The 25,514-nt window shown below is 35.9% G+C and carries 23 protein-coding genes; 13 read left to right on the top strand and 10 right to left on the bottom strand.

The features are described from left to right. Positions 1–84: 84 nt before the first annotated feature. The 11 genes from ACQUQZ_RS01605 to ACQUQZ_RS01655 all read left to right on the top strand — a co-directional run bounded on the left by ACQUQZ_RS01605 (position 85) and on the right by ACQUQZ_RS01655 (position 12,971). Positions 85–552 carry a DUF2147 domain-containing protein gene (locus ACQUQZ_RS01605; RefSeq protein WP_435352893.1) on the top strand — a complete coding sequence of 156 codons (468 nt, stop codon included), beginning with the start codon at positions 85–87 and terminating at the stop codon, positions 550–552. Between the two features lie 11 nt (positions 553–563). Further along, positions 564–1,406, top strand: a complete 843-nt coding sequence (locus tag ACQUQZ_RS01610) for a helix-turn-helix transcriptional regulator (protein WP_435352895.1) — start codon at positions 564–566, stop codon at positions 1,404–1,406. Positions 1,407–1,493: 87 nt separating this feature from the next. After that, positions 1,494–2,132: a transposase gene (locus tag ACQUQZ_RS01615; protein WP_435352896.1), complete on the top strand. Its 639-nt coding sequence runs from the start codon at positions 1,494–1,496 to the stop codon at positions 2,130–2,132. Positions 2,133–2,218: 86 nt separating this feature from the next. Further along, positions 2,219–3,217, top strand: a complete 999-nt coding sequence (locus ACQUQZ_RS01620; RefSeq protein WP_435352897.1) for a DUF4062 domain-containing protein — start codon at positions 2,219–2,221, stop codon at positions 3,215–3,217. A gap of 47 nt (positions 3,218–3,264) precedes the next feature. After that, complete coding sequence (leuC, locus tag ACQUQZ_RS01625) at positions 3,265–4,665, top strand: 3-isopropylmalate dehydratase large subunit (RefSeq protein ID WP_435352898.1); 1,401 nt, start codon at positions 3,265–3,267, stop codon at positions 4,663–4,665. Positions 4,666–4,793: 128 nt separating this feature from the next. Further along, positions 4,794–5,390, top strand: coding sequence for a 3-isopropylmalate dehydratase small subunit (leuD, locus tag ACQUQZ_RS01630; RefSeq protein WP_435352900.1), 597 nt, complete (start codon positions 4,794–4,796; stop codon positions 5,388–5,390). Between the two features lie 117 nt (positions 5,391–5,507). Continuing rightward, on the top strand, positions 5,508–7,019 hold the full coding sequence (locus ACQUQZ_RS01635) for an alpha-isopropylmalate synthase regulatory domain-containing protein (RefSeq protein WP_435352901.1): 1,512 nt from the start codon (positions 5,508–5,510) through the stop codon (positions 7,017–7,019). Positions 7,020–7,094: 75 nt separating this feature from the next. Further along, on the top strand, positions 7,095–7,442 hold the full coding sequence (locus ACQUQZ_RS01640) for a GxxExxY protein (RefSeq protein WP_435352902.1): 348 nt from the start codon (positions 7,095–7,097) through the stop codon (positions 7,440–7,442). Positions 7,443–7,501: 59 nt separating this feature from the next. Next, entirely contained in the window at positions 7,502–8,572 is a 1,071-nt protein-coding gene (leuB, locus tag ACQUQZ_RS01645; RefSeq protein ID WP_435352903.1) for a 3-isopropylmalate dehydrogenase, read from the top strand. Between the two features lie 203 nt (positions 8,573–8,775). Continuing rightward, entirely contained in the window at positions 8,776–9,354 is a 579-nt protein-coding gene (locus ACQUQZ_RS01650; RefSeq protein ID WP_435352904.1) for an OmpH family outer membrane protein, read from the top strand. A gap of 131 nt (positions 9,355–9,485) precedes the next feature. After that, positions 9,486–12,971, top strand: a complete 3,486-nt coding sequence (locus tag ACQUQZ_RS01655) for an amidohydrolase family protein (RefSeq protein WP_435352906.1) — start codon at positions 9,486–9,488, stop codon at positions 12,969–12,971. Between the two features lie 180 nt (positions 12,972–13,151). Here ACQUQZ_RS01655 and ahcY read toward each other — a convergent pair whose 3' ends face one another. From ahcY to ACQUQZ_RS01675, 4 genes are all read right to left on the bottom strand, one after another. Beyond that, positions 13,152–14,468 carry an adenosylhomocysteinase gene (gene ahcY, locus ACQUQZ_RS01660; protein ID WP_435352907.1) on the bottom strand — a complete coding sequence of 439 codons (1,317 nt, stop codon included), beginning with the start codon at positions 14,466–14,468 and terminating at the stop codon, positions 13,152–13,154. Between the two features lie 245 nt (positions 14,469–14,713). Further along, positions 14,714–15,370, bottom strand: a complete 657-nt coding sequence (locus tag ACQUQZ_RS01665; protein WP_435352908.1) for a hypothetical protein — start codon at positions 15,368–15,370, stop codon at positions 14,714–14,716. Positions 15,371–15,516: 146 nt separating this feature from the next. Next, complete coding sequence (locus ACQUQZ_RS01670; protein WP_435352909.1) at positions 15,517–16,344, bottom strand: DUF2911 domain-containing protein; 828 nt, start codon at positions 16,342–16,344, stop codon at positions 15,517–15,519. A 176-nt stretch (positions 16,345–16,520) separates the two neighbouring features. Then, positions 16,521–17,645 (bottom strand): Gfo/Idh/MocA family protein, encoded by a 1,125-nt coding sequence (locus tag ACQUQZ_RS01675; RefSeq protein ID WP_435352910.1) that lies wholly within the window; start codon positions 17,643–17,645, stop codon positions 16,521–16,523. A gap of 110 nt (positions 17,646–17,755) precedes the next feature. Between ACQUQZ_RS01675 and ACQUQZ_RS01680 the strand changes: the two genes are divergently transcribed. Beyond that, positions 17,756–19,408 carry a S41 family peptidase gene (locus tag ACQUQZ_RS01680; RefSeq protein ID WP_435352911.1) on the top strand — a complete coding sequence of 551 codons (1,653 nt, stop codon included), beginning with the start codon at positions 17,756–17,758 and terminating at the stop codon, positions 19,406–19,408. Positions 19,409–19,490: 82 nt separating this feature from the next. On the opposite strand, the gene ACQUQZ_RS01685 is transcribed toward ACQUQZ_RS01680, so the two are convergent. The 6 genes from ACQUQZ_RS01685 to ACQUQZ_RS01710 all read right to left on the bottom strand — a co-directional run bounded on the left by ACQUQZ_RS01685 (position 19,491) and on the right by ACQUQZ_RS01710 (position 24,216). After that, a complete protein-coding gene (locus ACQUQZ_RS01685) occupies positions 19,491–19,919 on the bottom strand; it encodes a hypothetical protein (RefSeq protein WP_435352912.1) in 429 nt (142 codons plus the stop codon). 46 nt (positions 19,920–19,965) lie between these two features. Then, positions 19,966–20,430, bottom strand: a complete 465-nt coding sequence (locus ACQUQZ_RS01690; protein ID WP_435352914.1) for a hypothetical protein — start codon at positions 20,428–20,430, stop codon at positions 19,966–19,968. Positions 20,431–20,537: 107 nt separating this feature from the next. Continuing rightward, on the bottom strand, positions 20,538–21,008 hold the full coding sequence (locus ACQUQZ_RS01695) for a MarR family winged helix-turn-helix transcriptional regulator (protein WP_435352915.1): 471 nt from the start codon (positions 21,006–21,008) through the stop codon (positions 20,538–20,540). Between the two features lie 84 nt (positions 21,009–21,092). Beyond that, positions 21,093–21,656, bottom strand: coding sequence for a DUF6702 family protein (locus ACQUQZ_RS01700; protein WP_435352917.1), 564 nt, complete (start codon positions 21,654–21,656; stop codon positions 21,093–21,095). 45 nt (positions 21,657–21,701) lie between these two features. Next, a complete protein-coding gene (gene rseP / locus ACQUQZ_RS01705) occupies positions 21,702–23,036 on the bottom strand; it encodes an RIP metalloprotease RseP (RefSeq protein ID WP_435352918.1) in 1,335 nt (444 codons plus the stop codon). Positions 23,037–23,172: 136 nt separating this feature from the next. Continuing rightward, entirely contained in the window at positions 23,173–24,216 is a 1,044-nt protein-coding gene (locus ACQUQZ_RS01710; protein WP_435352919.1) for a hypothetical protein, read from the bottom strand. A gap of 270 nt (positions 24,217–24,486) precedes the next feature. Here ACQUQZ_RS01710 and ACQUQZ_RS01715 point away from each other — a divergent pair, with 270 nt between their 5' ends. After that, complete coding sequence (locus tag ACQUQZ_RS01715; protein ID WP_435352921.1) at positions 24,487–25,503, top strand: YpdA family putative bacillithiol disulfide reductase; 1,017 nt, start codon at positions 24,487–24,489, stop codon at positions 25,501–25,503. The last annotated feature ends 11 nt before the right edge of the window (positions 25,504–25,514 follow it).

A 25,514-nucleotide genomic window follows, 5' to 3' on the forward strand; every position in this document is an offset into this window, starting at 1 on the left:
GTATTTTTGGAAGTGAAAGTTCTGATTAGTATATTCGATAGATGACTAATCAGAACTTTAGTTTTTTTATTTTATCAATTGTTTATGAAACATATCATTTTATTAGTTTTTCTATTTTTGAGTATTCTAAGTGTTGATGCACAAACGAGCAAAGCAGACCAAATATTAGGTGATTGGATTAGCTCGGAAAAGGATGTAATCGTGCATATATATAAAGAAAAAGAGTATTATTTTGGTAAAGTTATATGGTTTAAAAACTATGACAATGACCCTAAAATAGATGCGATTGATGATTCGAAGGGACTTCCTGAAGAGCAATGGTTGAATACGATTGTCATGCGAAATTTTGTTTTTTCGGAGAATAAATGGATAAATGGCAAAATATTTATGCTCAAAACAGGAAAAACATACGATGCCTCCGTGAAGATGAAAGATATGAATACGCTACAATTGAATGGATATGTTTTCTTGCCAATTTTTAGAGAATCGGCTATTTTTACAAGATGTCACGACGTGGAAAAAAATATGTTACTTGAGGGTGTAAAAAAATAAAACCATAACTTATGCTTCGTGTTCCTTCTTCTATAAATACTAAAGAATTTGAATCTCTGAAGATTCAGGATATGACTTTTGTAGCTTATCGTAATAACATATATCCATCAAGAAATGAGATTTTTTTTGAAGAACATGCGATTATTTATGTACTCGAAGGAGAAAAAAGATTTGTTTCACCCACACAAGACGTTCATGTAAAAAAAGGACAAATTTTATTTTTTCAGCGAGGTTGCTATTCCATGAATGAGTCGATTGATGTAAATTATCGTAGCCTTGTTTTTTTCTTTCCTGAAAAACTATTGAAAGAGTTTGTTGCACAAAACCTGTCACTTTTTGAAGATTATACGCAAAGTTCTTTTGAACAAATATTGAGTTTAGAAAGCAATGATAATTTTGATAAATTTGTTGATTCGCTGATTCCATTTTTTAGTGCCAGAACCAATCTTTTAAATCAATTTTTGAAATTAAAATTTGATGAATTGATGTTGCATCTCCTCGACCTCGACCGTAGCAATCAATTTCGAATAACGCTTTTTAATATTTATCAAGGTCAAAAAGTTGATTTATCATTTTTTCTTGAAAATTACTATCTCAAACCGCTGTCTATCAACGAATTAGCACGTATTTCTGGTCGGAGTCTTTCGGCCTTCAAGCGTGATTTTGAATTACAATTCAATACTTCTCCTGCTGTTTGGATAAAAAACAAACGCCTCGAATATGCTTTCTTTCTTTTACAAAACTCCCCAAAAAATGTCTCCGAAATTAGCCTCGAAATAGGTTATGAAAGTGTCTCGCATTTCATCAAAGCCTTCAAAGAAAAATACGGTTTTACGCCCAATAAAATTATTTAAACCAAAAACGCTATTTTTTGGTCGTATTTCGTTAATCATTATTAGGTTATTATACTCAATTTTGCATCGCCTATTCCACAAACTTCAATGGCGGACAAATACCAAAACAAATATCGCATTCCTACGGCTCGACATCCTCATTGGGATTATGGCACAAATGGAGCATATTTTATTACGATTTGTACAGAAAACCGACAATGTTTTTTAGGTAAATGTGAAAATGGTAAGATGAAATTGTCAACCGTTGGTGCAATTGCACAAGGTTTTTGGTATGAAATTCCAAAACATTTTCCATTTGTTGAATTGGGTGAATTTGTAGTAATGCCTAACCATATTCATGGTGTTTTGATTTTGAATAAAAATGGTTTTGATGAAAATATTATTGATTCCATTGACAATATCATTGACCCCGTAGAGACAAGGCAATGCCTTGTCTCTACCACCGAACATGTTTCTACCAATAATGATGATAAAACCATTGGTCAAAAACGATTTCGGAATCAAGGAAAAAATACGGTTTCGTCAATTATTGGTTCATATAAATCAATTTGCACCAAACACATTCATGCGACTTTTCCGTCAATGAATTTTGAATGGCAAACACGCTTTTGGGATAATATTATTCGTGATGACGAGGCATTTAATACAATTAGCCAATACATTATCAACAATCCTTTGAATTGGGAAGGCGATAAATTTTTTGGAGAAGAAATTAAACCCGAATAGATACCGTTGGTAGAGACGTTGCATTGCAACGTCTCTACGGTGCGTAACAAATTTATATTTACCGTTACTAAATATTATATTATACAATGGCAAACAGAAATCGCAAATTACAGGTCTTTGTCTCTTCAACTTTTATTGATTTACAAGAAGAAAGACAAGCGGCTGTGCAGGCGATTTTAAAAGTGGGAGATATTCCTGCGGGTATGGAGTTGTTTAAAGCAGGGGATGAGGAACAGTGGGAAATTATAAAAAGTTGGATTGAAGAATCTGATGTTTATATGTTGATTTTGGGTGGACGCTATGGTTCAATTGAACCCAAATCTGGTAACAGCTATACTCAGTTAGAATATGAATATGCTTTGAAATTAGGTAAGCCATTTTTTGCAATAGTTATAAATGATTCTTGGACAGATAAAAAAGCAAAAAAGAGAGGAGTAAAAATTGAAGATTTTAAAGAAGTAAATAATCTTCAAAAGCTAAATGATTTTAGAGCAACTGTAAAAACTAAAATGGTAAGTTTTGCAGATGATTTAAAAGATATTAAGTTGGCAGTTAGTGATAGTTTACATGAAATTAATAAAAGAGAAAATTTGCAAGGTTGGGTGAAAGCAGATGACACAGATTTTAGCTCTATTTCAGAAGAATTAGCTCGATTGAGTAAAGAAAATAGTGAATTAAAAGAGAAAATAGCTAATTTGAATGTAGAAGAGAAAATAAATGGAATTCCTATAAGTCAGTTTGTGATTTTTCTAAAGAGTCAAAAAATATCTGATGAAACAAAAATGTTACCACTTACCTTTGAAAATGATGAAGGTGGTAAATTATATGATATTTATAATTTGTTAGATATTTTTTGGATATGTTGTACAGACCATAAAGCACTTAAAAATCTCTATTTTGACTCAGGTAATTCGTTTGATTATCATGATTTAGAAAAATTAAAGAACCAAGCAATAAGTGATTTAGTAAAATTTGAATTGTTAGATGAAAATGGTAGAACTACAATACTGAATTCATCGGGTTCTAAATTGTTTATTTATTTAAAAATGAATCCACATTTGCTTACTACAAATGAAAACTATTAAAAGGCTTCCAGCCTAAAAACAAAACGCATTAAAACAATTAAATTAATATGTCAGCACCAAAATCATTATTTGACAAAGTATGGGATGCACACGTTGTTCGTAAAATCGAAGACGGCCCCGACGTTTTTCTCATTGACCGCCACTTCATTCATGAAGTAACGAGTCCAGTTGCCTTTTTAGGTCTCGAAAGTCGTGGTCTCGGTGTACTTTTCCCAAATCGTACATTTGCAACTGCCGACCATAATACGCCAACAATTAATCAGCATTTACCAGTGCAAGATCCACTTTCAGCTAATCAGTTGAAAGCTTTGGAAACTAATTCTGCTAAATATGGCATTTCTCACTGGGGATTAGGTCACGCAAAAAATGGTATCGTTCACGTAGTTGGGCCAGAAAATGGTATTACGCTTCCAGGAATGACTATCGTTTGTGGTGATTCGCATACATCTACGCACGGAGCTTTCGGAGCAATTGCGTTCGGAATTGGTACTTCTGAAGTCGAGATGGTACTTTCTTCGCAATGTATCATGCAGCCAAAACCAAAGAAAATGCGTGTAACAATCAATGGTAAATTGGGCAAAGGCGTATTACCAAAAGACGTGACACTCTTTATTATTTCAAAACTTTCAGCGGCAGGTGCAACAGGTTATTTCTGTGAATATGCAGGCGAAGTTTTTGAAAACATGAGTATGGAAGGTCGCATGACAGTTTGTAATATGTCAATCGAAATGGGTGCGAGAGGTGGCATGATAGCTCCTGACGAAACTACTTTCGCTTATTTGAAAGGAAGAGAACAAGCTCCAAAAGGTGAAGCTTGGGACAGAGCATTGGCTTATTGGAAAACCCTCAAAACTGATGAAGGAACAGTTTTCGACATAGAATATTCGTTCGATGCTTCTGAAATCGAGCCACAAATTACTTATGGTACGAATCCAGGTTTAGGTACAGGTATTTCTAAAAATATTCCACAAGCTGCCAATGTATTGGATGGTGCTGCTTCTTATGCAAAATCTTTGAATTATATGGGCTTTGCCGAAGATGAACAAATCATTGGTAAACCAATTGATTATGTTTTCTTGGGAAGTTGTACAAACGGTCGTATCGAAGATTTCCGTGCTTTTGCTTCAATCGTGAAAGGACGTAAGAAAGCTGATAACGTAACCGCTTGGTTGGTTCCAGGTTCGCATATCGTTGAATCTCAAATCAAGGAAGAAGGTATTTTGGATATTTTGACTGAAGCAGGTTTTGCTTTGCGTCAGCCAGGTTGTTCGGCGTGTTTGGCAATGAATGATGATAAAATTCCTGCTGGAAAATACGCAGTTTCGACATCAAATAGAAACTTTGAAGGTCGTCAAGGACCAGGTGCAAGAACACTTTTGGCTTCGCCATTGGTTGCAGCAGCTGCAGCGGTGACTGGGAAAGTTACAGATCCAAGAGAATTTTTATAATCAATTTTATAATTCACCACTAAGAACACATAAAAGCGGTTCGCCGCCCACACCAAGTTTCACTCATTAAATAATCTGTGATACTCTGTGTCCTCAATGCCTCAGTGGTAAAAAAATATTCTAAAAAAATGGCTTACGATAAGTTCACTATATTACAAAGCACCGCAGTTCCGATGCCAATCGAAAATGTGGATACTGACCAAATCATTCCTGCACGCTTCTTGAAAGCAACCAGCAGAGTAGATTTCGACAAAAACTTATTCAGAGACTGGCGTTATAACAACGACGATTCTCCGAAAGCAGACTTTGTTTTAAATAACCCAATCTATTCAGGAAAAATTCTTGTGGGTGGACGTAATTTCGGTAGCGGTTCGAGTCGTGAACACGCTGCTTGGGCAATCTATGACTACGGTTTTCGTTGTGTAGTTTCGAGTTTTTTTGCTGATATTTTCAAAGGAAATGCTTTAAACATTGGCATTCTACCAGTTCAAGTGAGTGAAGGATTTTTGCACAAAATTTTTAGTGCTATCGAAGCTGATTCTAAAACTGAACTTGAAATAGACTTACCTGCTCAAACGATTACGATTTTGGCAACTGGCGAACAAGAAAGTTTCGCTATCAATGGCTATAAAAAGAACAATATGATTAATGGCTATGATGACATTGATTATTTGCAATCGATGAAAGCTGAAATTGCTGCTTTTGCCGATAAGAGTCTTTATTAATTTTGAAGCGGTACGCCGCCCGTTCTGAATGATAGAATGATAAAATGTTGAATGGTTAATAAACCTTCATCCTTCATTTATTCTATCATTCGCTCATTTACTCATTCAAAATTGAATATGCGACACATAGAAATAATGGATACAACACTCCGTGATGGTGAACAAACCAGCGGAGTATCTTTTTCTGCAACCGAAAAGTTGGCGATTGCTCAAATGCTACTCACCGAAGTGAAAGTGGATAGAATTGAGGTGGCTTCCGCTCGTGTTTCGGAAGGAGAATTATTGGCAGTACAAAAAATTACAAATTGGGCAAAAGAACATAATTTACTTGAAAAAGTAGAGGTTTTGACTTTTGTAGATGGCGAAGCTTCGATTAATTGGATGCTTCAAGCAGGTGCTAAAGTAATGAATTTATTGACTAAAGGCTCGATGAATCATCTTACGCACCAGCTAAAGAAAACACCCGAACAACATTTTAGCGAAATCTCGAATGTGATATCTTTGGCCCAGTCGAAAGGAATAAAAACCAATGTTTATTTAGAAGATTGGAGTAACGGAATGCGAAATTCACAAGATTATGTGTTTCGTTTTCTAGATTTTCTTGAAACTCAACCGATTGAAAGGGTTTTATTGCCTGATACTTTAGGGGTACTCACGCCCCAAGAAACCTATAAGTTTTTGCATTCGATAGTAGGGAGATATCCTAATCAACACTTTGATTTTCATGCTCATAATGATTATGATTTAAGTGTAGCCAATGTTATGGAAGCTATTCGAGCAGGCGTTCAAGGTTTGCACTTAACTGTAAATGGTATGGGCGAACGTACAGGTAATGCTCCTCTATCAAGTACGATTGCGGTTATCAATGATTTCATGCCTGACGTAACAACTTCGGTTGTGGAGCAATCTCTTTATACAGTTAGCAAGATTGTAGAATCGTTTTCAGGTTTTAGTATTCCTGTAAATAAACCTGTTATTGGTGAAAATGTGTTTACACAAACAGCAGGAATTCATGCCGATGGAGATAACAAAAACAATCTCTATTTCAATGATTTAATGCCCGAACGTTTTGGAAGAACTCGCAAATATGCTCTTGGGAAAACTTCTGGAAAAGCTAATATTGAGAAGAATCTACATGAAATCGGTATTACACTTTCGCAGGAAGAAATCAAGAAAGTAACGCAAAGAATCATTGAACTTGGCGACCGTAAGGAGGTTGTTACAAAGGAAGATTTACCTTATATTATCTCTGATGTGCTTGATAGCGAGGCAATCGTGGAGCGTGTACAAGTAATTAACTATGTAATGACTCATTCAAAAAATCTTCGCCCGTCGGTTACTTTGATGGTAAAAATTGATGAAGATGTTTTTGAAGAAAATGCCCAAGGCGATGGCCAGTATGATGCTTTCATGAATGCTTTAAAGAAGATTTATGAAAAGAAAAAAATCAAACTTCCAACACTGACAGATTATGCTGTAAGGATTCCTCCTGGAGGAAAAACAGATGCTCTTTGTGAAACGATTATTAGTTGGGAATCTCCAACGAAAAGTTTCAAAACTCGTGGATTAGATTGCGATCAAACTGTTTCAGCTTTGAAAGCTACTCAGAAGATGTTGAATTTGATTTAGATTTAGATTATATTTTTTAACCACGGAGATTTACTGAGTTATGGCACTGAGTTACACAGAGAATAGTTAACAGGTATGATATTGAAAGAAGCGTATGCTGTTCATACTGCTTTAGGGGCTGGTTTACTCGAAAGTGCATACAAAGAATGTCTGTTTTACAAACTTCAAAAGGCGGGGTTATTAGTTGAAAAAGAAAAAGCAATGCCATTAGTTTTTGAAGATGTAAAGCTTGAATGTGGTTATAGAATTGATTTATTAGTTGAGAATAAAATAGTTTTAGAATTAAAATCAGTTGAGGCTGTGAATGATGTTCATTCCGCACAAGTACTGACTTATATGAGGCTTGGAAAGTTTAAAATTGGTTATTTAATGAATTTTAATGTAACAAGTCTCAAAAATGGTATAAAAAGATTCGTAATATAAACCCCGTGAAACTCTGTGTTTTTTTACTCAGTGCAACTCCGTGGTTAAAAAACAAAAAAATGAAAAAACATATCTTAATAGTGCCAGGTGATGGCATAGGGCAAGAAGTTACCCAAGTTGGTAAAAAAGTAGTCGAGAAAATCGCTGCGAAATTTGGTCATGAGTTTACTTATGATGAAGCACTAATCGGTCATGCTGCTATCGAAGCAACAGGCGACCCGCTTCCAGAAGAAACACTCATAAAAATGAAAGCTTCTGATGCTGTTTTATTCGGTGCAGTTGGTCATCCAAAATATGATAACGATCCTTCTGCTAAAGTTCGCCCAGAGCAAGGTTTATTGAAAATGCGTAAAGAATTAGGCCTTTATGCCAACCTTCGCCCAATCAAACTTTTTGATGAACTTTTAGAAGCATCAAGTATCAAACCAGAGCTTTTGAAAGGTGCAGATATTTTGTTCTTCCGTGAATTAACAGGTGACGTTTATTTCGGAAAACGTGAACGTATCGACGAAGGAAATACAGCCTACGACACAATGATTTATTCAAAATACGAGGTTGAGCGTATCGCACGTAAGGCTTTTGATGCAGCAATGACCCGTGGCAAAAAATTGATGTCAGTTGATAAAGCAAACGTACTTGAAAGTAGCCGTTTGTGGCGTGAAGTAGTGCTTGAAGTAGCTAAAGACTACCCAGAAGTAGAACTTTCACACCAATTTGTTGATGCCGCAGCCATGCTCCTTATCAAAGATCCACGTAAATTTGATGTTGTTGTAACAGGAAACCTTTTCGGTGATATTTTAACTGATGAAGCTTCCCAAATCGCAGGTTCGATGGGAATGTTGGCCTCTGCTTCAATCGGTGACAGCACGGGTGTTTATGAGCCAATTCATGGTTCTGCTCACGATATTACTGGCAAAGGTGTAGCTAATCCATTGGCTTCGATTTTATCGGCAGCCTTGATGCTTGACATTTCATTTGGCTTGAAAGCAGAATCAGAAGCAATTATTGCGGCTGTTGATGCGACCTTGAAAGCTGGCTACCGTACAGGTGACATTGCAGATGCCAATACACCAAAAGATATGATTTTGGGAACAGATGCAATGGGCGAGCAAATCTTATCAAGAATATAAGCAATTAATAGAACAAATGTGGGATACCTTCAAGGAATCCTACATTTTGTTTCAAGAGTATAAAGCAATTGTGGCATACCTCGAAGGTGTGCCACAATTTGTCTCGATAGTTTACAAAGAAAAGACGGGTTTTTACTCGTCTTTTTTGTTTTCAGAAAAAAATAATGTGTATTTTTGATTAAAAAATCACCAAAACCATTCTAATGAAAAAGTTAATTTTTATCGCTATTATATTATTAATCAGCCAATTAGGCTTTTCACAAGCACCCAAAGCAGCGACTCCAAGTCTGAAACTTGCTTATGTTTATGAAGATTATATCTTACAAAACCTCAATGATATAAAAAATTTGCAAGCTGAGGTGGCTTCTAAAAAAGTTAATCTTGAAACAAAATTAGAGCAAAAAGCTAAAAATTATCAGGAACAATATGCTGAGTATCAAGCAATGATGAAAGATATTACAGGCCTAACAACCGATTCTTTGAATGCAAAATTGAAGAGAGTTCAAAATATAAAAAAGGATGCTGATGATTTCCAAACAAAGTCAGAAGCAGATTTGCAGACATTTATTCAAGAAAAATTTACTGCCATTCGTGAAAAAGTGAATGCAAGTATTAATTCTGTTGCTGCTGAAAAAGGTTATAAATTTGTATTTAGAAGGAATGCAGACGCTGCTAACAACGAATCAAATACCGTCATGCTTTATTCAGCAGACAATGGAAAAGATGATCTTTCTGATGCGGTTTTAATCAAAATGGGTACAACCCCGCCCAAAAAACAATAAGCCATTTTTTTAAAGAAAATCCTCGTTTGCTTAAAAGTATTCGAGGATTTTTTTGTGCCTTTTTCTTGATAAATATAAATTTCAAATATTTTATCTATATTTGATTATAAACACAAACCTAATCTTCATCAATGAAAAAAACATTTACCTTTCATTTAAAATACTCACTTATCACAGCAAGTATCCTTGGATTATTTTCTTTGGCATTAGCTGTTGGAGCTTCAGGAGGAAAAATTAGCTTTTACGGAGCAATTCTCAGCGATTCTCTAAAAAAAGATACAACCCGATACGTTCGCTATAAAGATTTACCTCTAAAAGCTACTCGAAAATTTAAACTAAATACTTCAGAAGGCACTTGGCTTTCGTTGGATGTAAGTCCCGATGCAAAAAATATTGCTTTCGACTTGATAGGAGATATTTACACTATCCCTTTCGGTGGTGGAAAAGCCTCAACCATTACCCAAGGCTTGGCATTCGATACTCACCCAAGATACAGCCCAGATGGCAAAAAGTTGCTATTCATTTCCGATCGAAGCGGTTCTGATAATATTTGGTATATTGATTTTGAAAAAAAAGATACTGTACAAGTAACCAAAGACCGTGACCAAAATTATGCTTCTGCTGACTGGACTCCCGATGGGAATTACATAGTTTTTTCAAAAGGTCGCATGAATGTACAACTTTGGATGGTACATCAAGATGGTGGTGGTGGTGTCCAGCTCATAGATCAACCTGAAAGACTAAAAACGATTGATCCCGCTGTCAGTCATGATGGTCGTTATATATATTTTTCACAGCGAACAGGAGCATGGAATTATAATGCCATGATGCCACAATACCAAATTGGTATTTATGACCGTGAAAATGCCAAACGTACAACAATTACATCAAGGTATGGTTCTGCATTTACGCCTACGCTTTCAAGTGATGGAAAATGGCTTGTTTATGGCTCTCGTTTTGAAGATAAAACAGGATTGGTACTAAGAAATCTACAATCAGGTGATGAAAAATGGCTGGCATATCCAGTACAAAGAGACGAGCAAGAGTCAATAGCAACAATGGGTGTTTTACCAGCAATGACTTTCACGCCTGATAACCAATATCTTATTGTTTCTTATGGTGGCAAAATTTATAAAATTGCCATTAATGGCAGTAGTCCTACCGAGATTCCATTTGATGTAAATATGGAACTTGAAATGGGCCCTCAACTCGAATTTAAGTACTCTATTTCGGACACAACTCACGCACTTGTTACCCAAATTCGTGATGCTGTTCCTTCGCCTGATGGTAGTAAATTAGCTTTTACGGCACTCAATCGTGTTTATCTAATGGATTTTCCCAATGGCACGCCTCGACGTATTAGCAATAATGATTTTACAGAAGCTAATCTCGCTTGGTCGCCAAATGGTAGTCAGTTGGTCTTTACCACTTGGACACCCGAAGGAGGGAATCTCTACAAAGCCAATACTGTAGGAGCAGCTAATTTACAAAAACTAACTTCAGTTCCTGCCTTATACAGTCAACCCGTTTGGACATTAAAGGGTGACAGAATAGTTTTTATTCGCAGCAAATTACAAACTTATCGTGAATCAATTGGCCCAGTAGCTAATACTTCCGAGGACGAAATCTGCTGGATTGATGCCAATGGTGGAAATATTACCGTCATTGACAAAGCCCGTGATCGCAGTAATCCACATTTTGTAAAAAATGAAGACCGTATTTATTTAAGTGGTAGCGAAGGTGCTATTCAGTCTATCAAATGGGATGGAACTGATGAAAAAATACATGCTAAAATTACGGGTATCACCACATTTGGGATGAGTATCGAAGGAGAGGAGTTTGTGCATAATTGTATGCTTTCGGAAAAAACTGCTGAAGCTATGGAAGTTAATAAACCTTCACCAGCTACGCAAACATTGATGTCACCAGATGGTGAAAAAGCTTTGGCTCAAATCAATAATGAGATTTATGTCGTGAATATTCCTAAAACTGGTAAAACCGTCAATATTTCAGTTTCTGAACCTACTGCTTCACAATTTCCTGCTAAAAAATTGACCGAATTGGGTGGAGAATTTCCTTCGTGGTCGAGCAATGCTCAGAAAGTACATTGGTCTTTAGGTCGTTTTCATTTTGTGTATGACTTAGAGAAATCAAAAGCATTTGATGATAGCTTGAAAATTGTTAAAAAATTACAAGAAAAGCAAAAAGCCGATTCACTCAATAAAGCAAAAACAGACACAGTTAAGGTGAAAACCGATAGCTCAAGTGTAAGTAAAAAAGCGACGCCAAAGAAAGAAGATCCAAAATACAAAATTCAAGAAGTGGAGATTAAAGTTTTCTATGCAAAAGATGCTCCGACTGGTAATATTTTATTGAAAGGAGCAAGAATTATTACTATGAAAGGCGATGAAATCATAGAAAATGGCGATATTTTGATAGAAAATAACCGCATCAAAAGCTATGGTAAAAGCGGAACACTAAAAAATACTGCTGGAGCAAAAGTAATCGACACAAAGGGAAAAACAGTCATTCCAGGTTTTGTTGATACGCACGCCCACATGTGGCCACAATGGGGCATCCAAAAAAATCAGGCTTGGGTTTATGCCGCCAATCTTGCTTACGGCGTTACAACCACCCGTGACCCTCAAACTGCTACTACCGATGTACTTACCTACTCCGATATGGTTGAATCTGGTAAAATGGTTGGGCCAAGAGTTTATTCAACAGGGCCAGGCGTTGGTTATTGGTCATATAATATCAAAGATTCTACGCAAGCAATCAATGCTTTGCGTCAATACAGCAAATATTACAACACCAAATACATTAAAATGTATCTGACTGGTAATCGCCAAATTCGCCAGTGGATTATTAAAGCTGCCAAAGGTCAACAATTAATGCCAACAACGGAAGGTGGTTTAAATTACAAACTAAACATGACCAATATGCTTGATGGCTATCCAGGTCATGAACATGCCATTCCTGTTTACCCGCTTTATAATGATGTTGTAAAAGCCATTTCTTTTTCAAGAATGTGTGTTACTCCTACGCTTTTAGTGGCTTATGGTGGACCTTTTGCTGAAATTTATTATTTTGAAACAGAAGACCCTTATCACGACAAAAAGATGCAAAATTTCATGCCTTATGAAGAATTAGCCGAAAAAACTCGTCGTGTAACAGGTTGGTTTATGCCCGAAGAACACGTTTTTCAAAAGCATGCCAAATCAATGAAATCAATGGTTGAAAATGGTGCATTAGCAGGAATTGGTAGTCATGGTGAATTCCAAGGTTTGGGTTATCATTGGGAGTTATGGTCGATGCAAAGTGGAGGAATGAAAAACCATGATGCTCTTCGTACTGCTACAATTTTAGGTGCAACTGCTCTTGGACTTGACAAAGATTTGGGCAGTATTGAAAATGGCAAACTTGCCGATTTATTGATTTTGGATAAAAATCCTTTAGAAAATATTCGTAATTCTAATTCAGTCAAAATGGTTATTAAAAATGGCCGCATTTATGATGCAAATACCCTCGATGAAGTTTATCCAATACAAAGAAAGCTCGAACGCAACGAATGGAGTTTTGAAAAACCAGCCCTTAATACTGGTTTGAAGGAGTAAGAAGTAATCAAAAATATGAGATAATTTCGAAAAAAAAACTAAGTTTTATAAAGTTACAGCTTTAGTAATAACTCACACTTATGAGTTTATCAATATAAATCAAAACGCCCATTTATTGAGAAATAAATGGGCGTTTTTGATTTTAAACTCTATCGACTATTGTCCATGAACTATCGACTCTTAGTAACGATACATTTCAGACTTAAATGGTCCTTCTGTTGAAACACCGATATAAGCAGCTTGTTCTGGATCTAAAGTATCTAATTTAGCACCAACATGAGCCAAATGGAAAGCAGCTACTTTCTCATCTAATTGCTTAGGAAGAACGTAAACTTTTTTCTCATATTTCTCTGTGTTATTCCACAATTCTAATTGAGCCAAAGTTTGGTTCGAGAATGAACATGACATCACGAATGATGGGTGTCCCATAGCACAACCTAAGTTTACCAAACGTCCTTCAGCTAAGATAATGATTTCTTTGCCATCAATTTCATACATATCAACTTGTGGTTTGATAGTAGATTTTGTGTGACCATAGTTTTTGTTCAACCAAGCCATGTCGATTTCGTTATCGAAGTGACCGATGTTACAAACGATAGCTTTATCACGCATTGCTTTGAAGTGACGGTCACGAATGATATTTACATTACCAGTAGCTGTAACGAAGATATTTGCACGAGTGACAGCTTCGTTCATTGTTACTACTTCGTAGCCATCCATTGCTGCTTGTAAAGCACAAATTGGGTCGATTTCAGTAACCAATACACGACAACCAGCTCCACGAAGTGATTCTGCCGAACCTTTACCTACATCACCGTAACCAGCAACAGCAGCAACTTTTCCGGCCATCATGATATCAGTAGCACGACGAATGGCATCTACTAATGATTCTTTACAACCATATTTATTATCAAATTTCGATTTTGTAACCGAATCGTTTACGTTGATAGCTGGCAAGAATAAAGTGCCATTTTTCATACGCTCATACAAACGGTGAACACCCGTAGTAGTTTCTTCCGACAAGCCTTTGATGCCAGCGATAAGCTCTGGATAAACATCAAAAACCATGTTTGTCAAGTCACCACCATCATCCAAAATCATGTTTAATGGTTTTTGCTCTTCACCAAAAAATAACGTTTGTTCAATACACCAGTCAAATTCTTCAGCAGTTTGACCTTTCCAAGCATATACTTGAATGCCAGCAGCAGCAATAGCAGCAGCAGCGTGGTCTTGTGTTGAGAAGATATTACAAGATGACCAAGTTACTTCAGCACCTAATTCCACAAGGGTTTCAATCAAAACAGCCGTTTGGATTGTCATGTGTAAACAACCTGCTACTCTTGCACCTGCCAATGGTTTTGACGGGCCATATTCAGCACGAATAGCCATCAAACCTGGCATTTCGGCTTCAGCTAATTTAATTTCTTTGCGACCCCAGTCGGCAAGTGTGATGTCTTTTACCTTGTAAGGAAGATACGTTTTTGTTGCTGTTGACATTATTGATATAAGTTAAATTATCCTTTTAAAATTCTTTATTTAGTTGCTTTTTCTAAATATAAGACAAAATTAAGATAATTTATTTGCTGAATCAACTTTTTTTGGATAATTTTTATTTAGCGGAAGCAATGGTAATAAACTTTTTGAGTTGATTACTTAAAAATCTTTCATTGCTGCTATACCTTGTCGTTTTTATCACGTAATTTATGAGAACGCAATAGTTGAGAATCAAAACTTTTGCTTAATCAATTTTTCTTTAATTTCATTTTTCCATCTTTTAGTACAATCGTATCTTTATTATCTTGCTTTTTGTACCCATTGCCTTCGGGGTCAATGTCAGAATCGAAACCTGTGGTTGAAGTAATCACTTTACTTTCTATTTTATCTTTGATTCTACCTAAACCACCAAAAACTGTTGCTGATACTTTTTCTTTCCAATAAGAACCTACCAAAGTTCCGCTAAATGTGACTTCAATAAAACCATCTGTTCCTGCTTTCACTTCTAAAGTTTCATTATTGTTCTGTGATTCGCCAACATGATACTCCATACGTGGTTCTTTGGTTTCTTCTACGTACTTGATAGCTGCAATGCCTTTGTATTTGCCCAAATCTTGAGCTTTTTTGATATTTTCCTTTGTATCAGGGTGGTCGGCATTCACAATTAGATAAGTACCTGATTCCACCGCCGAACGGCCATAAAAATCGCCGAGCCAAATCCTTAGCATCTTATCTGGCTTGGTAGAATTTCCTGTAAAATAGGCATAATTGCCAATTTTGATTTGGCGAGGTTGAGTTTTATATTCTTTTCCATCCAGCATCACGCTCATAGAGTTTTCGTTGGAAAGTTGCCCAAAAGAGTTGACTGAGATTAGTAAAAAAAATAATAATTTTATTGTTTTCATGTTTTTGATATTTAAGAGGTTAATTATATATAAAGTTAAAAATGTTTTACGAACTGTTATATGATAATTGGTAGTTTCTTGTAAAATAAAAAGCGTTCTCTTTATAACCAAGAGAACGCTTTTTATAGACTTTCTAAGTAAGTTTCTTACAAAGCTTTTATTAATTTTTCATTCAAAGCTACATAATCAGGATTTCCACCTGCTTTTGCCAATTCAATTCCTTTCAAAGCTGTGGCTTTAGCACCGGCCTTATCACCCATTTTTGCTTGAATTTTCGCTTTTAAATGAACCATCCAATAAGCACTTGGTTGAGCATCAATGGCTTTAGTTACCCACTCCAATGCTTTTGACATATCTTTTCCAGCGTCAAAATAATAACTTGCAGCAGCAAAATAAGGGCGATTATCAACATTCATTGCTTCATTAATCGAACTCATGATTTTACTATCAATATCTGCTTCTACTGGAATGCTTACTGCTGTGTTTTCCCACAAGATTTGGATATTTGCTGAGGCAGACATTACATCACCAATCATAATCGTAAATGACTCGATAGCGAATGGTAAAGCAAAGGTTCTTACTTTAAAACGAGCTACATCTTCTTCGACTTTATAGCCATTTAAGCCACCGTTATTTACACCTTTGTTCAAGATAATCTCCCATTCGTCTGCATTTGGAATAGAATAAAGTGCATAAGAGCCAGCTTTTACGGCAACACCACCCACTTTTACATCTTCACCAAAAGTTACTTTAGAAGCACCATTGGCACCTGTTCTCCACATTTTACCAAAAGGCACTAAATCACCAAAGATTTTGCGACCTTTAGCAAGTGGGCGAGAATAATTAATTTCGATTGAAGAAAGTGCAAAATCTTGCTTGATGGTTTGGGTTGGACTTGGAGCGGGTGTTTTGATACCTTGTGCCATTGCTCCCATTGATACAAAAAGAGAGAATAGTAAAACGATTTTTTTCATTTGTGTTTAAATTGATTTTGTTGAAAAATGATAACGTTGAAAATTTGGAAATGGTTTGTTTGTAGATAGGAGATACTGGATATTAGATACGAGATTCGTGAAACAAGATTCGAGAAATATTTTTCAAAGCAAATTTCATTTTTTTCAAATCCCGTATCTTAAATCTCGTATCTATTTTATACCAAACTAATTCTTTTCCCAGTTTGAGCGGCTTCATAAATCGCCATTAAAATTTTCATATCTCTCAAGCCTTCTTCGCCGTCGATATGTTTTGGAAACTTCTTTGTTGCAAGAAATTCTTTACAAACTTCTTCCAACATGACAGTTTGATGATGTACAACTGGCATTTTCATATCGCCTTCCTGCGTTTTTCCTTTTATTGGTCCATAAGAATAAGCTGGACTGAGTTGCAAGAAACCTTTTTCTGCCGAAACATACAATTGCTCGATATTTGACCTATATGAGCTAAAGCCATTGACCATTGCACCACTCGGAAACTGCATTTGCCATGAAACGGTCTCTTCGACATCTTTAAATTTTACTTTATCAATCGTTTCGCCATATTGAGCAGTTACCCAAAGTGGTTCTTCGCCTGTTACATAGCGAGATGCTTGCACGCAATAAATGCCCACATCCATCAAAGGTCCTCCGCCAGCCATTGCTTTTTTCAAACGCCATTGTGTTGGGTCACCTATGGTGAAGCCAAAATTTGTTTGCATAAATCGCACATCGCCAAATACTTTTTTCTGCCCAATACGCACCACTTCTTGTGTAAACGGCTCAAAATGAAGACGATAGCCAATTCCTAATTGCACGCCTGCCTCTTGGCAAGCCTTGATCATTGCTATGCTATCTTCTACTGAAGTTGCCATTGGCTTTTCACACATCACATGTTTTCCAGCTTTTGCTGCACGCACCACAAACTCACGGTGTAGTGAATTTGGTGTAACCACATAAACAATATCAATGTCTTTGTTATTAGCTATTTCATCAAAATTCTGATAATTATAGACATTTTTTGCAGGAATATTATACTTTTTAGACCATTCTTCAGCCTTGGCTGGCGTACCTGTTACGATTCCTGCTAAGTAACAATTTTTAGCATTTTCTAAACCAACGGCTAATTGATTTTTTGCGTAACTACCTAAACCAAGTAGAGCAACACCTAATTTTTTTTCATCTTTTTGAGGCTTTCCTTCAGGAATCGCCATGACCGAAGGCACAGCAAAAGCTGCGGCAGTAGTGCCAAGTCCGACACCAAGATTTTGTAAAAAAGACCGACGAGATTGATTTTCAGACATTTTTGTAGTAAATTGGGTTGAAAAAAAGAATATTTTTAATCTTGTGTAATTTATTGAGTCAAGAAACTGTTTCTAAAAGTACGAACTAATATTAAATCAAAGGTATAAAAGTGGAAGAAAATAAAATAGAAAATAGTAAAACAACTATCCGCACACCAATAATCGTTGGTACAACTCTTGTTGTGGGGATTTTGATTGGGGCGACATTCTTTGGTGGTCGTCGAGCTGGGAGTGATGTTTCTCGTAGCTCAACCAAATTTAAGGAGATTTTGACATATATCAATCGAAGCTATGTTGATAGTGTTGACACGGATTCTTTGGTTGATTATTCGATTACGAAAATGCTCGAAAAACTCGACCCCCATACTTATTATTTCCCACCAGAAGAAGCAAGTATTGCTCGCTCACAGCTCGAAAGTGGTTTTGATGGTATTGGCATTGAGTTTAATGTCTTTAATGATACTGTTTATGTTGTTACACCGCTGGCGGGTGGCCCGTCAGAGAGTGTCGGCATTCAAAGCGGCGATGCCATTATTAAAGCAAATAATAAGAGCTTAACAGGAAAAGAATCCAATAGTACCAATATTTTTGCCAATTTACGTGGGAAACGTGGTTCGGAAGCCAAACTTGAAATCAAACGGAGAGGTTTTAAAGATTTATTGAAATTTACTGTTGTGCGAGATAAAATTCCGCAATATTCGATTGATGCAGCCTATTTAATGGAAGATAAAAAAACTGCCTACATCAAAATCAATCGTTTTACAGAAACAACTTATGTGGAATTCAAACAGCATCTTTCAGCGTTACAAACGCAAGGGATGAAACAATTGATGCTCGATTTGCGGGGAAATCCAGGTGGTTATATGGATAGAGCAACTGATATTGTTGATGAGCTTGTGGGAGGAAATGATGTGATTGTTTATACCGATGGGAAGGATTCCAGAAATAATAGAAAAACATTTGCAGGAAAAGATGGCATGTTTGAGAAAGGCTCAGTCATCGTTTTAGTTGATGAAGGAAGTGCCTCGGCTTCTGAGATTGTTTCGGGAGCTTTACAAGACTATGACAGAGCCTTAATAGTGGGTCGTCGAACTTTTGGTAAAGGCTTGGTTCAACAACCCATTCAACTTTCTGATGGCTCAGAGTTACGTCTGACGATTTCTCGTTATTATATACCAAGTGGTAGAAGTATCCAAAAACCATATACAAAAGGGCATTTAGACAATTATGAGCATGAATTAGAAGACCGAAGTAAATCGGGCGAATATTTTATTGCTGATAGTATAAAAAATAACCCAAAGATGCGATTCAAAACAAAGGGTGGGAGAGTTGTTTATGGCGGCGGAGGTGTTACACCTGATGTATTTGTGCCAAGAGATACGAGCCATATTACCAAATACTTATTGGAATTATATGGCAAAAACGTAATAAGAGAATATGCCTTAAATTACGCTAATGACAATAGAAAAACACTTGAAAAGCAAACATTTAATAGCTTTTTAAAGAATTTTGAAGTTAGTGAGCCAATGCTCGAAAAAGTAAAACAACTGGCTAATAGTGCCGAAATCATGTTTAATGCGACCGATTACAACCTTTCAAAAGCATTTATCAAATTGCAGATAAAAGCATCAATTGCTCGTCATATTTGGCAAAGAAATGTGAAAAATGGATTGAATAATGAGTTTTATCAAATTATTTACGAGCAAGACCCAATCGTTGCAACAGCGATGAAACAATTTGGTAAAGCTGAAAAATTGAGATAAAATTTTTAAAGGTACAACGGATTTTCTAATACATTCTTACTCAGAAAAGAAAACGGATTAGGAAATCCGTTGTACGATATTTTCATTCAATAGTATAATTTTTCACGACATCACTCATGCCAATGTCTTGGTAAACCCCTCCATTCAAAAACTGAATTCTTCGTACTGTAATTTGGTATTTATCACTTAGATTTGCCAATTTTGCCAATGGAGCGAAAGAACCTTTCCCTTCGGGAAGTACTATTCCTGCAATTTTTTTGTCATTGCGAAAGAGCGAAAGCTCTACTTCAGTGATGAAAAATGTCACATCGGGCATCTTCTTTTTTTGCTCACCTTGTAAAATAGCTTTTACCTCAATAAGTGTATCAGATTTTGATAGTGCCTTTTGAGCATCGGCAGATTTTCCGTTGAAGAAAAACGAAATCGCTGGACGAGGAATAAAAGCTGCTTTTTGTTGAGAGAAAACAGAAAAACTCAGAAGTGTAATTGTTATGGTAGCAAAAGTTCTCATTGTGAGGGTAATTCGTTCACTGAAAACTTAAAAACGCTTCCGAAAACTATTTATTGCTCTTCTTTCCTAAAACGTAAGCCAAGCCCAAATTTGCTCGAAAAACACCCAAATCGAAATTCTTATTAGCATAAGGCGAGAGTTCAAATACAACTTGAAATCTTGGAAGTTTTTCAATCGGAGAAGCTCGCACGCCAGCATTGAGTGCATAGCCTTCTAAAGGTGATTGTTTACTGGGATCAGTGTTTAAATAGTTTAAAAAATTTACTTTTACCCCTGCACCAAGGTAAAATTTTACTCTTTCCGCTTTATTAAGATTAAACATTGGTGAAATTTCCGTACTTAACGAAGAGAAATAAGTATTTGTCTGAAAACGAAAATCAACCCAAATATTTTTGTTTGGATTAGTCGCAATTGAAAAGATAGAATTAAATGGGTAGTAGGTAAATGCTTGAGCGTAGGAAGATTTAGTAAAAATGACAAGCACCAATACGGTAAATAGTTTTTTGAGCATAATGTTGGGAGGTTTCTTGCTACAAAATTACAAGAAATGAATACTTTATCAGTAATTAAGAGATATTTTTGGATATTGAGTAAATCCTAAAAATCACAAATAATATATTATAATATCACATTTTCCAGTGCTAAATTTTCACGAGCTTTACTATTTTGCTCATCAACAATGCGATTGATTTCTTTGATTACTTCAAAAAAAGTGGCTAATTTGTCAGCAGGAATTTGTTCCTGAATCATTTTATTGAAAATAATCACTCCTTCACGAGAGAAACTTCTCTTTTTCTTTCCTTCTTCGGTTAAAAAAACTCTCACGAAACGTTTATCATCTGCATCAATTTCTCGGTAAATCCAGCCTTTTTCTTCCAATGTTTTCAACATCCTCGTTAGACTTCTGGGTTCCATACCAATTGAAGGGCCGATTTTTGTTGCAGGAGTTCCTTTTTCTGAATCAATGTTAAGCAAAACATAGCCAATTGCCATTGTCATCTCATTGGGATTGGCATACGCATTATACATACGTGAAATAGAATGCCACGCCCATTTGATATAAAAATCAATAGTTTTCTCTTTTTTCATGCTTAATTTTGCTACAGAACAATACAAAAGTAACAAAAAAACAGTATGCAGGCATACTGTTGATATTTTTTTTTGCAGAAAGTATCAAAGGTCTATCTCTGCCGATTTTGTTTTGGCATTGAATAAATAAGTTTTTTTATTACCTAAATAAAGGAAATTGACCAAATTGGTTTGGTCGTCAAACATCTCTTGCATGAGGTTATTGTAAATAGAATGACCTTTAAAGTCTTGACTATTAGGTATTTCAACGTAAACCCAAGTTGCATCCCCTTCTAATTCTTTGCCAATAAAGTTGAGCGGTTTCTTTTGTTTTTGGGGTGAAATAATAGCAAAATGTTGCTGAATATATTTGTTTAAAACAGCATCACTGTTATCGTTTTTTCCGCCCACCATTATTTTCTGACCGTTATTAAATTTTGTCAGCGTTGTTTCCAAATCATCAGTAAAAAGTCTAATGCTAATTTCTAACGATTTTTCTTTGGGATTATACTGAATCTCAGTCAAGGATGTGTGAAAGGCGTGAACCCCACCCCCGACCCCTCCCTGATAGGGAGGGGAATAGTTCTGTATCACTCCCTCCCTATCGGGGAGGGCTGGGGTGAGGTTCAACACCGTCAATGCTAAAAAAGCAACTAAAATCTTTATCATTTTCAAAAAAATCTATCGACTGTGGTCTATGGACAATCGACTAAATTACTTAAATATCGCCTTGAAAGTATCATTAAAAAGTACAAGTACCATCAATGTCAACAGTATGAATGTGCCTACTTGTTGGGTACGTTCCATGAATTTTTCAGATGGCTTGCGACGGGTAATCATTTCATATAATAAAACAATCACATGACCGCCATCTAAAGCTGGAATTGGCAACGCATTCATAAAAGCTAAACCCATTGACAATAAGCCTGTTAAATTCCAAAATCTTTCCCAATCCCATGCTTTTCCAAACATTTGTGCTAATCCAACAGGACCACTCACGGCATTTCCAGCCGAAATATGTCCTTTGAAAATTCGTCCAAAACCTTGGATTTGGTTAGGAATTACCCCTAACGCATCCTTTGCACCTGTAACAAATGCTTCACTGAACGACAAAGTACGTTTGCTTGAAACCAAAGTTGGGTCTAATTTAAAACCAATTGTTCCTTCTTTTGTAACGGTTGGAGTCAATTTTATAGTTTGATTTCCTCGCTCAACTAATAATTCAATTTTCTTTCCTGCTGATTTTTTGAGTGTTTCTTGGAAGGCTTGGAAATAGGCTATCGGTATACTATCAGCTTTTATAATTTTGTCACCTTCTTTCAACCCTGCTGCTTCAGCTGCCATTCCTTTGGTTACTTCTCCTACCTTAAAAGGCATGATTGGCTCCATAAAAGGCACTTTACTGGCAATGCTATCAATTAAGCCATTGGGTACTGGAATTTCTTTTGTTTCACCGTTACGATCAATAGTAAAATAGGTATTTTCTTGCATCAAAGAAGCTCTTATATCGCCAAAACCTTCATAATCTTCATTGTTTACTTTGATGATTTTATCACCAGTTTTTAAACCAATTCCTTGGGCAAGCGGGTGGGCATAAATTCCCATTTTATTGATTTCAGCTTTTGAATAATATTCTTCGCCCCAATAATATTTAACTCCCCAGAAAATCAAAATCCCAAGAATAATATTAACGATAATGCCACCAAGCATTACAAAAAGACGTTGCCAAGCTGGTTTTGAGCGAAATTCGTAAGGCTCAGGCGTAGATGAAAGTTGCGAAGCATCTTTGGTTTCATCAATCATACCTGCAATATCCACGTAACCACCCAATGGAAACCAACCTAAACCATATTCAGTATCACCCTTTTTCTTTTTCCACAAGGCAAAGTTTAAAACGTTGGGTAAAGGGAAAAGAAAATCGAAGAAAATATAAAACTTATTTACTCTAATTCCGAAGATACGAGCAAAAATAAAATGTCCAAATTCGTGTAATCCGACTAAAATAGTCAATGCCAGCAAAAGCTGACCAATCATTGTTAAAATTGCCATGAGTAAGCTGATTTGTTTGATTTAATGTTTTGCCTTATGCTTTATGCAATAGGCTTTAAGCTATAAAAATATATTTTACTTGAAATTTTAAATGGGTAAAAGCATACAGCGTATTGCTTAAAGCCTATTCTAAATGTTACTCCAAAACTACTGTTCCTGATAAATAATCGGAGGCAATATTGGGGTCATTTACCGACCACATGCCAACGTACGAACGATAAGGGAATAAAAAACGATTATCATTGAGTGCAAACAAAATCTTTTTTCGGTAATCACTCAAAGTTTCCATCCCATTCTGCAAACGCAATTCATTGATTCTTTGTTCATCTACTTGCTCGATTTGCCTAAAAACCCACTTATTAAGCTTCGATACAAATGGTTTACCTTCCATAGCGAGCGATTCCTCGGTCAAGATTTTAAAAACATGTCGGGCAAAAAAAACATCATTTCCGTTAATCGTTGCCATGATATGTGCTGCAGTATGTGGTAATATTTTCCCATTTCTTGCGGCATCCATCAGAGGGTTTGAAAAATTAATAGTTTGATTATCAGGTGTTTGACGGCGAAAAATTGCGTAAAATGGATACTGAATCACTGGCATTCCTCCTTCGCCACAACCAATGACATCTTCGCTTGGAAAACCATAACGTGCTATCAAATAATCCAATTCTGTGGCATTCTGACGGTCAATTTTAATAATCGTATCGGCATAAGCCTGCGTATCTCTTACCCTAAAGAATTGGTCACGCTCAGTTATTTTTGCTAATTTATCTTTTAAACTTTTATTAATTTTTAAATCAAACTCTCGTTTTTTTGCTAAATATTCTTTTTCAAAATTTCTCCAATTAGGGTCTTGCTGGATTCCTATAAAAGCGGTTTCATCTTTAATAAAATCAAGGCTAATACCTTTTCCTGCCACTTCTAATAAATATTGATAGGTGTTTGTGGCATCGCCCAAATAAGTTGCACACACCGCCGCATTGAAATAATCCTTCATAAAACCACGTGGCACTGAAGCAAAAGCCTTTTGATATTGGTCAAGTGCTTCTGTATATTTGCCATTGATTACCAATAATTCAGCAGCATTGATTTTTGGGTGATACGTTTTAAGATAATTTATTTCTTGTGCAAAAGTCATTTGAGCAATAAAACTTAGCAACAAGACAGTAAAAATCTTCATAAAATTGATAATTGATTTTAAATCCTGACCGAATATATTTTTTACTAACGAAAATACCATCAAAATTAACATACTTTTAGCGAAAAGAACGAATTTTGGGTAAAACTTTGTTGCTTAAATGAAGATGCGTGATTCTGGATAGGAGATTCAAGAAATCATTATCCAATTTTGTAAACTTTAAAATCGTATAACTAAATATGGGATTTAAGAAATCAATACTCAATCCGGTACATCTTTAAATCTTATCAATCGTGTCATATTTTTTGTTTTATGAATTCTACTAAGTTCGATATAATTATTATTGGTGGCGGCCCGATTGGGCTTGCTTGCGGTATTGAGGCTCAAAAAGCAGGGCTAAACTATTTAATTTTAGAAAAGGGATGTTTGGTAAACTCACTTTATAATTATCCTGCAAACATGACTTTTTTCAGTACCTCCGAGCGTTTGGAAATTGGAGATGTACCTTTTGTTTCAAATAATGCTAAACCAACTCGCAATGAAGCATTGGAATATTACCGCCGTGTAACAGCTCATAAACATTTGAATATCAGGCTTTTTGAGGAGGTTTTGGAAGTAGTTTCACCTCACCCCAGCCCTCTCCTTGAAGGAGATGGGGTTAAAAAAGACAACTCGGAATTATATAAAATCAAAACTAAGAAGGGTGAATATTTGACGACAAACATTGTAATTGCGTCGGGATTCTATGATATTCCACAAAAATTAGGTGTTAATGGTGAAGAATTGCCAAAGGTTACGCATTATTACAAAGACCCACATTTTTATGCTTTTCAGAAAGTTTTGGTGGTTGGAGCCAATAATTCAGCAGTAGATGCTGCTCTTGAAACTTGGCGAAAAGGAGCTGATGTGACGATGGTTATTAGGGGAGGAGAAGTGGGAACTAGAGTAAAATATTGGGCAAAACCCGATATTGAAAATCGAATAAAAGAAGGTTCTATCAAAGCATATTTTAATTCTGAAATTGCAGAAATAACGGATAGGCAGGTGATTATTAAAACTCCCGAAGGTTTAGAGGCGGTCGATAATGATTGGGTGATTTCGATGACTGGTTATCAACCAAACTTGAATTTTTTGAGAAAAGTGGGTATCAATCTTTCGCAAGATGAAATCATGAAACCACAATATGACGAAAATAGCATGGAAACCAATTTGAAAAATGTCTATTTGGCAGGTGTGATTTGTGGAGGAATGAATACACACAGTTTGTTTATAGAAAACTCAAGAGTTCATGCCGAGCGTATTATTCAGAAGATAAAATCTAATGTGTAACATATTGAAAG

The sequence above is a fragment of the Emticicia sp. SJ17W-69 genome (assembly GCF_051209875.1).
Taxonomy (GTDB): domain Bacteria; phylum Bacteroidota; class Bacteroidia; order Cytophagales; family Spirosomataceae; genus Emticicia.

Excerpts from the sequence above, each read along its gene's own strand:
- rseP (WP_435352918.1), bottom strand. The coding sequence starts at position 23,036 with ATGGCAATTTTAACAATGATTGGTCAGCTTTTGCTGGCATTGACTATT.
- leuB (WP_435352903.1), top strand. The coding sequence starts at position 7,502 with ATGAAAAAACATATCTTAATAGTGCCAGGTGATGGCATAGGGCAAGAA.
- ACQUQZ_RS01710 (WP_435352919.1), bottom strand. The coding sequence starts at position 24,216 with ATGAAGATTTTTACTGTCTTGTTGCTAAGTTTTATTGCTCAAATGACT.
- ACQUQZ_RS01650 (WP_435352904.1), top strand. The coding sequence starts at position 8,776 with ATGAAAAAGTTAATTTTTATCGCTATTATATTATTAATCAGCCAATTA.
- ACQUQZ_RS01670 (WP_435352909.1), bottom strand. The coding sequence starts at position 16,344 with ATGAAAAAAATCGTTTTACTATTCTCTCTTTTTGTATCAATGGGAGCA.
- ACQUQZ_RS01640 (WP_435352902.1), top strand. The coding sequence starts at position 7,095 with ATGATATTGAAAGAAGCGTATGCTGTTCATACTGCTTTAGGGGCTGGT.
- ACQUQZ_RS01695 (WP_435352915.1), bottom strand. The coding sequence starts at position 21,008 with ATGAAAAAAGAGAAAACTATTGATTTTTATATCAAATGGGCGTGGCAT.
- ACQUQZ_RS01615 (WP_435352896.1), top strand. The coding sequence starts at position 1,494 with ATGGCGGACAAATACCAAAACAAATATCGCATTCCTACGGCTCGACAT.
- ACQUQZ_RS01620 (WP_435352897.1), top strand. The coding sequence starts at position 2,219 with ATGGCAAACAGAAATCGCAAATTACAGGTCTTTGTCTCTTCAACTTTT.
- ACQUQZ_RS01675 (WP_435352910.1), bottom strand. The coding sequence starts at position 17,645 with ATGTCTGAAAATCAATCTCGTCGGTCTTTTTTACAAAATCTTGGTGTC.
- ACQUQZ_RS01690 (WP_435352914.1), bottom strand. The coding sequence starts at position 20,430 with ATGCTCAAAAAACTATTTACCGTATTGGTGCTTGTCATTTTTACTAAA.
- ACQUQZ_RS01605 (WP_435352893.1), top strand. The coding sequence starts at position 85 with ATGAAACATATCATTTTATTAGTTTTTCTATTTTTGAGTATTCTAAGT.
- ACQUQZ_RS01715 (WP_435352921.1), top strand. The coding sequence starts at position 24,487 with ATGAATTCTACTAAGTTCGATATAATTATTATTGGTGGCGGCCCGATT.
- leuD (WP_435352900.1), top strand. The coding sequence starts at position 4,794 with ATGGCTTACGATAAGTTCACTATATTACAAAGCACCGCAGTTCCGATG.
- leuC (WP_435352898.1), top strand. The coding sequence starts at position 3,265 with ATGTCAGCACCAAAATCATTATTTGACAAAGTATGGGATGCACACGTT.
- ACQUQZ_RS01610 (WP_435352895.1), top strand. The coding sequence starts at position 564 with ATGCTTCGTGTTCCTTCTTCTATAAATACTAAAGAATTTGAATCTCTG.
- ACQUQZ_RS01700 (WP_435352917.1), bottom strand. The coding sequence starts at position 21,656 with ATGATAAAGATTTTAGTTGCTTTTTTAGCATTGACGGTGTTGAACCTC.
- ACQUQZ_RS01665 (WP_435352908.1), bottom strand. The coding sequence starts at position 15,370 with ATGAAAACAATAAAATTATTATTTTTTTTACTAATCTCAGTCAACTCT.
- ACQUQZ_RS01635 (WP_435352901.1), top strand. The coding sequence starts at position 5,508 with ATGCGACACATAGAAATAATGGATACAACACTCCGTGATGGTGAACAA.
- ACQUQZ_RS01685 (WP_435352912.1), bottom strand. The coding sequence starts at position 19,919 with ATGAGAACTTTTGCTACCATAACAATTACACTTCTGAGTTTTTCTGTT.
- ACQUQZ_RS01655 (WP_435352906.1), top strand. The coding sequence starts at position 9,486 with ATGAAAAAAACATTTACCTTTCATTTAAAATACTCACTTATCACAGCA.
- ahcY (WP_435352907.1), bottom strand. The coding sequence starts at position 14,468 with ATGTCAACAGCAACAAAAACGTATCTTCCTTACAAGGTAAAAGACATC.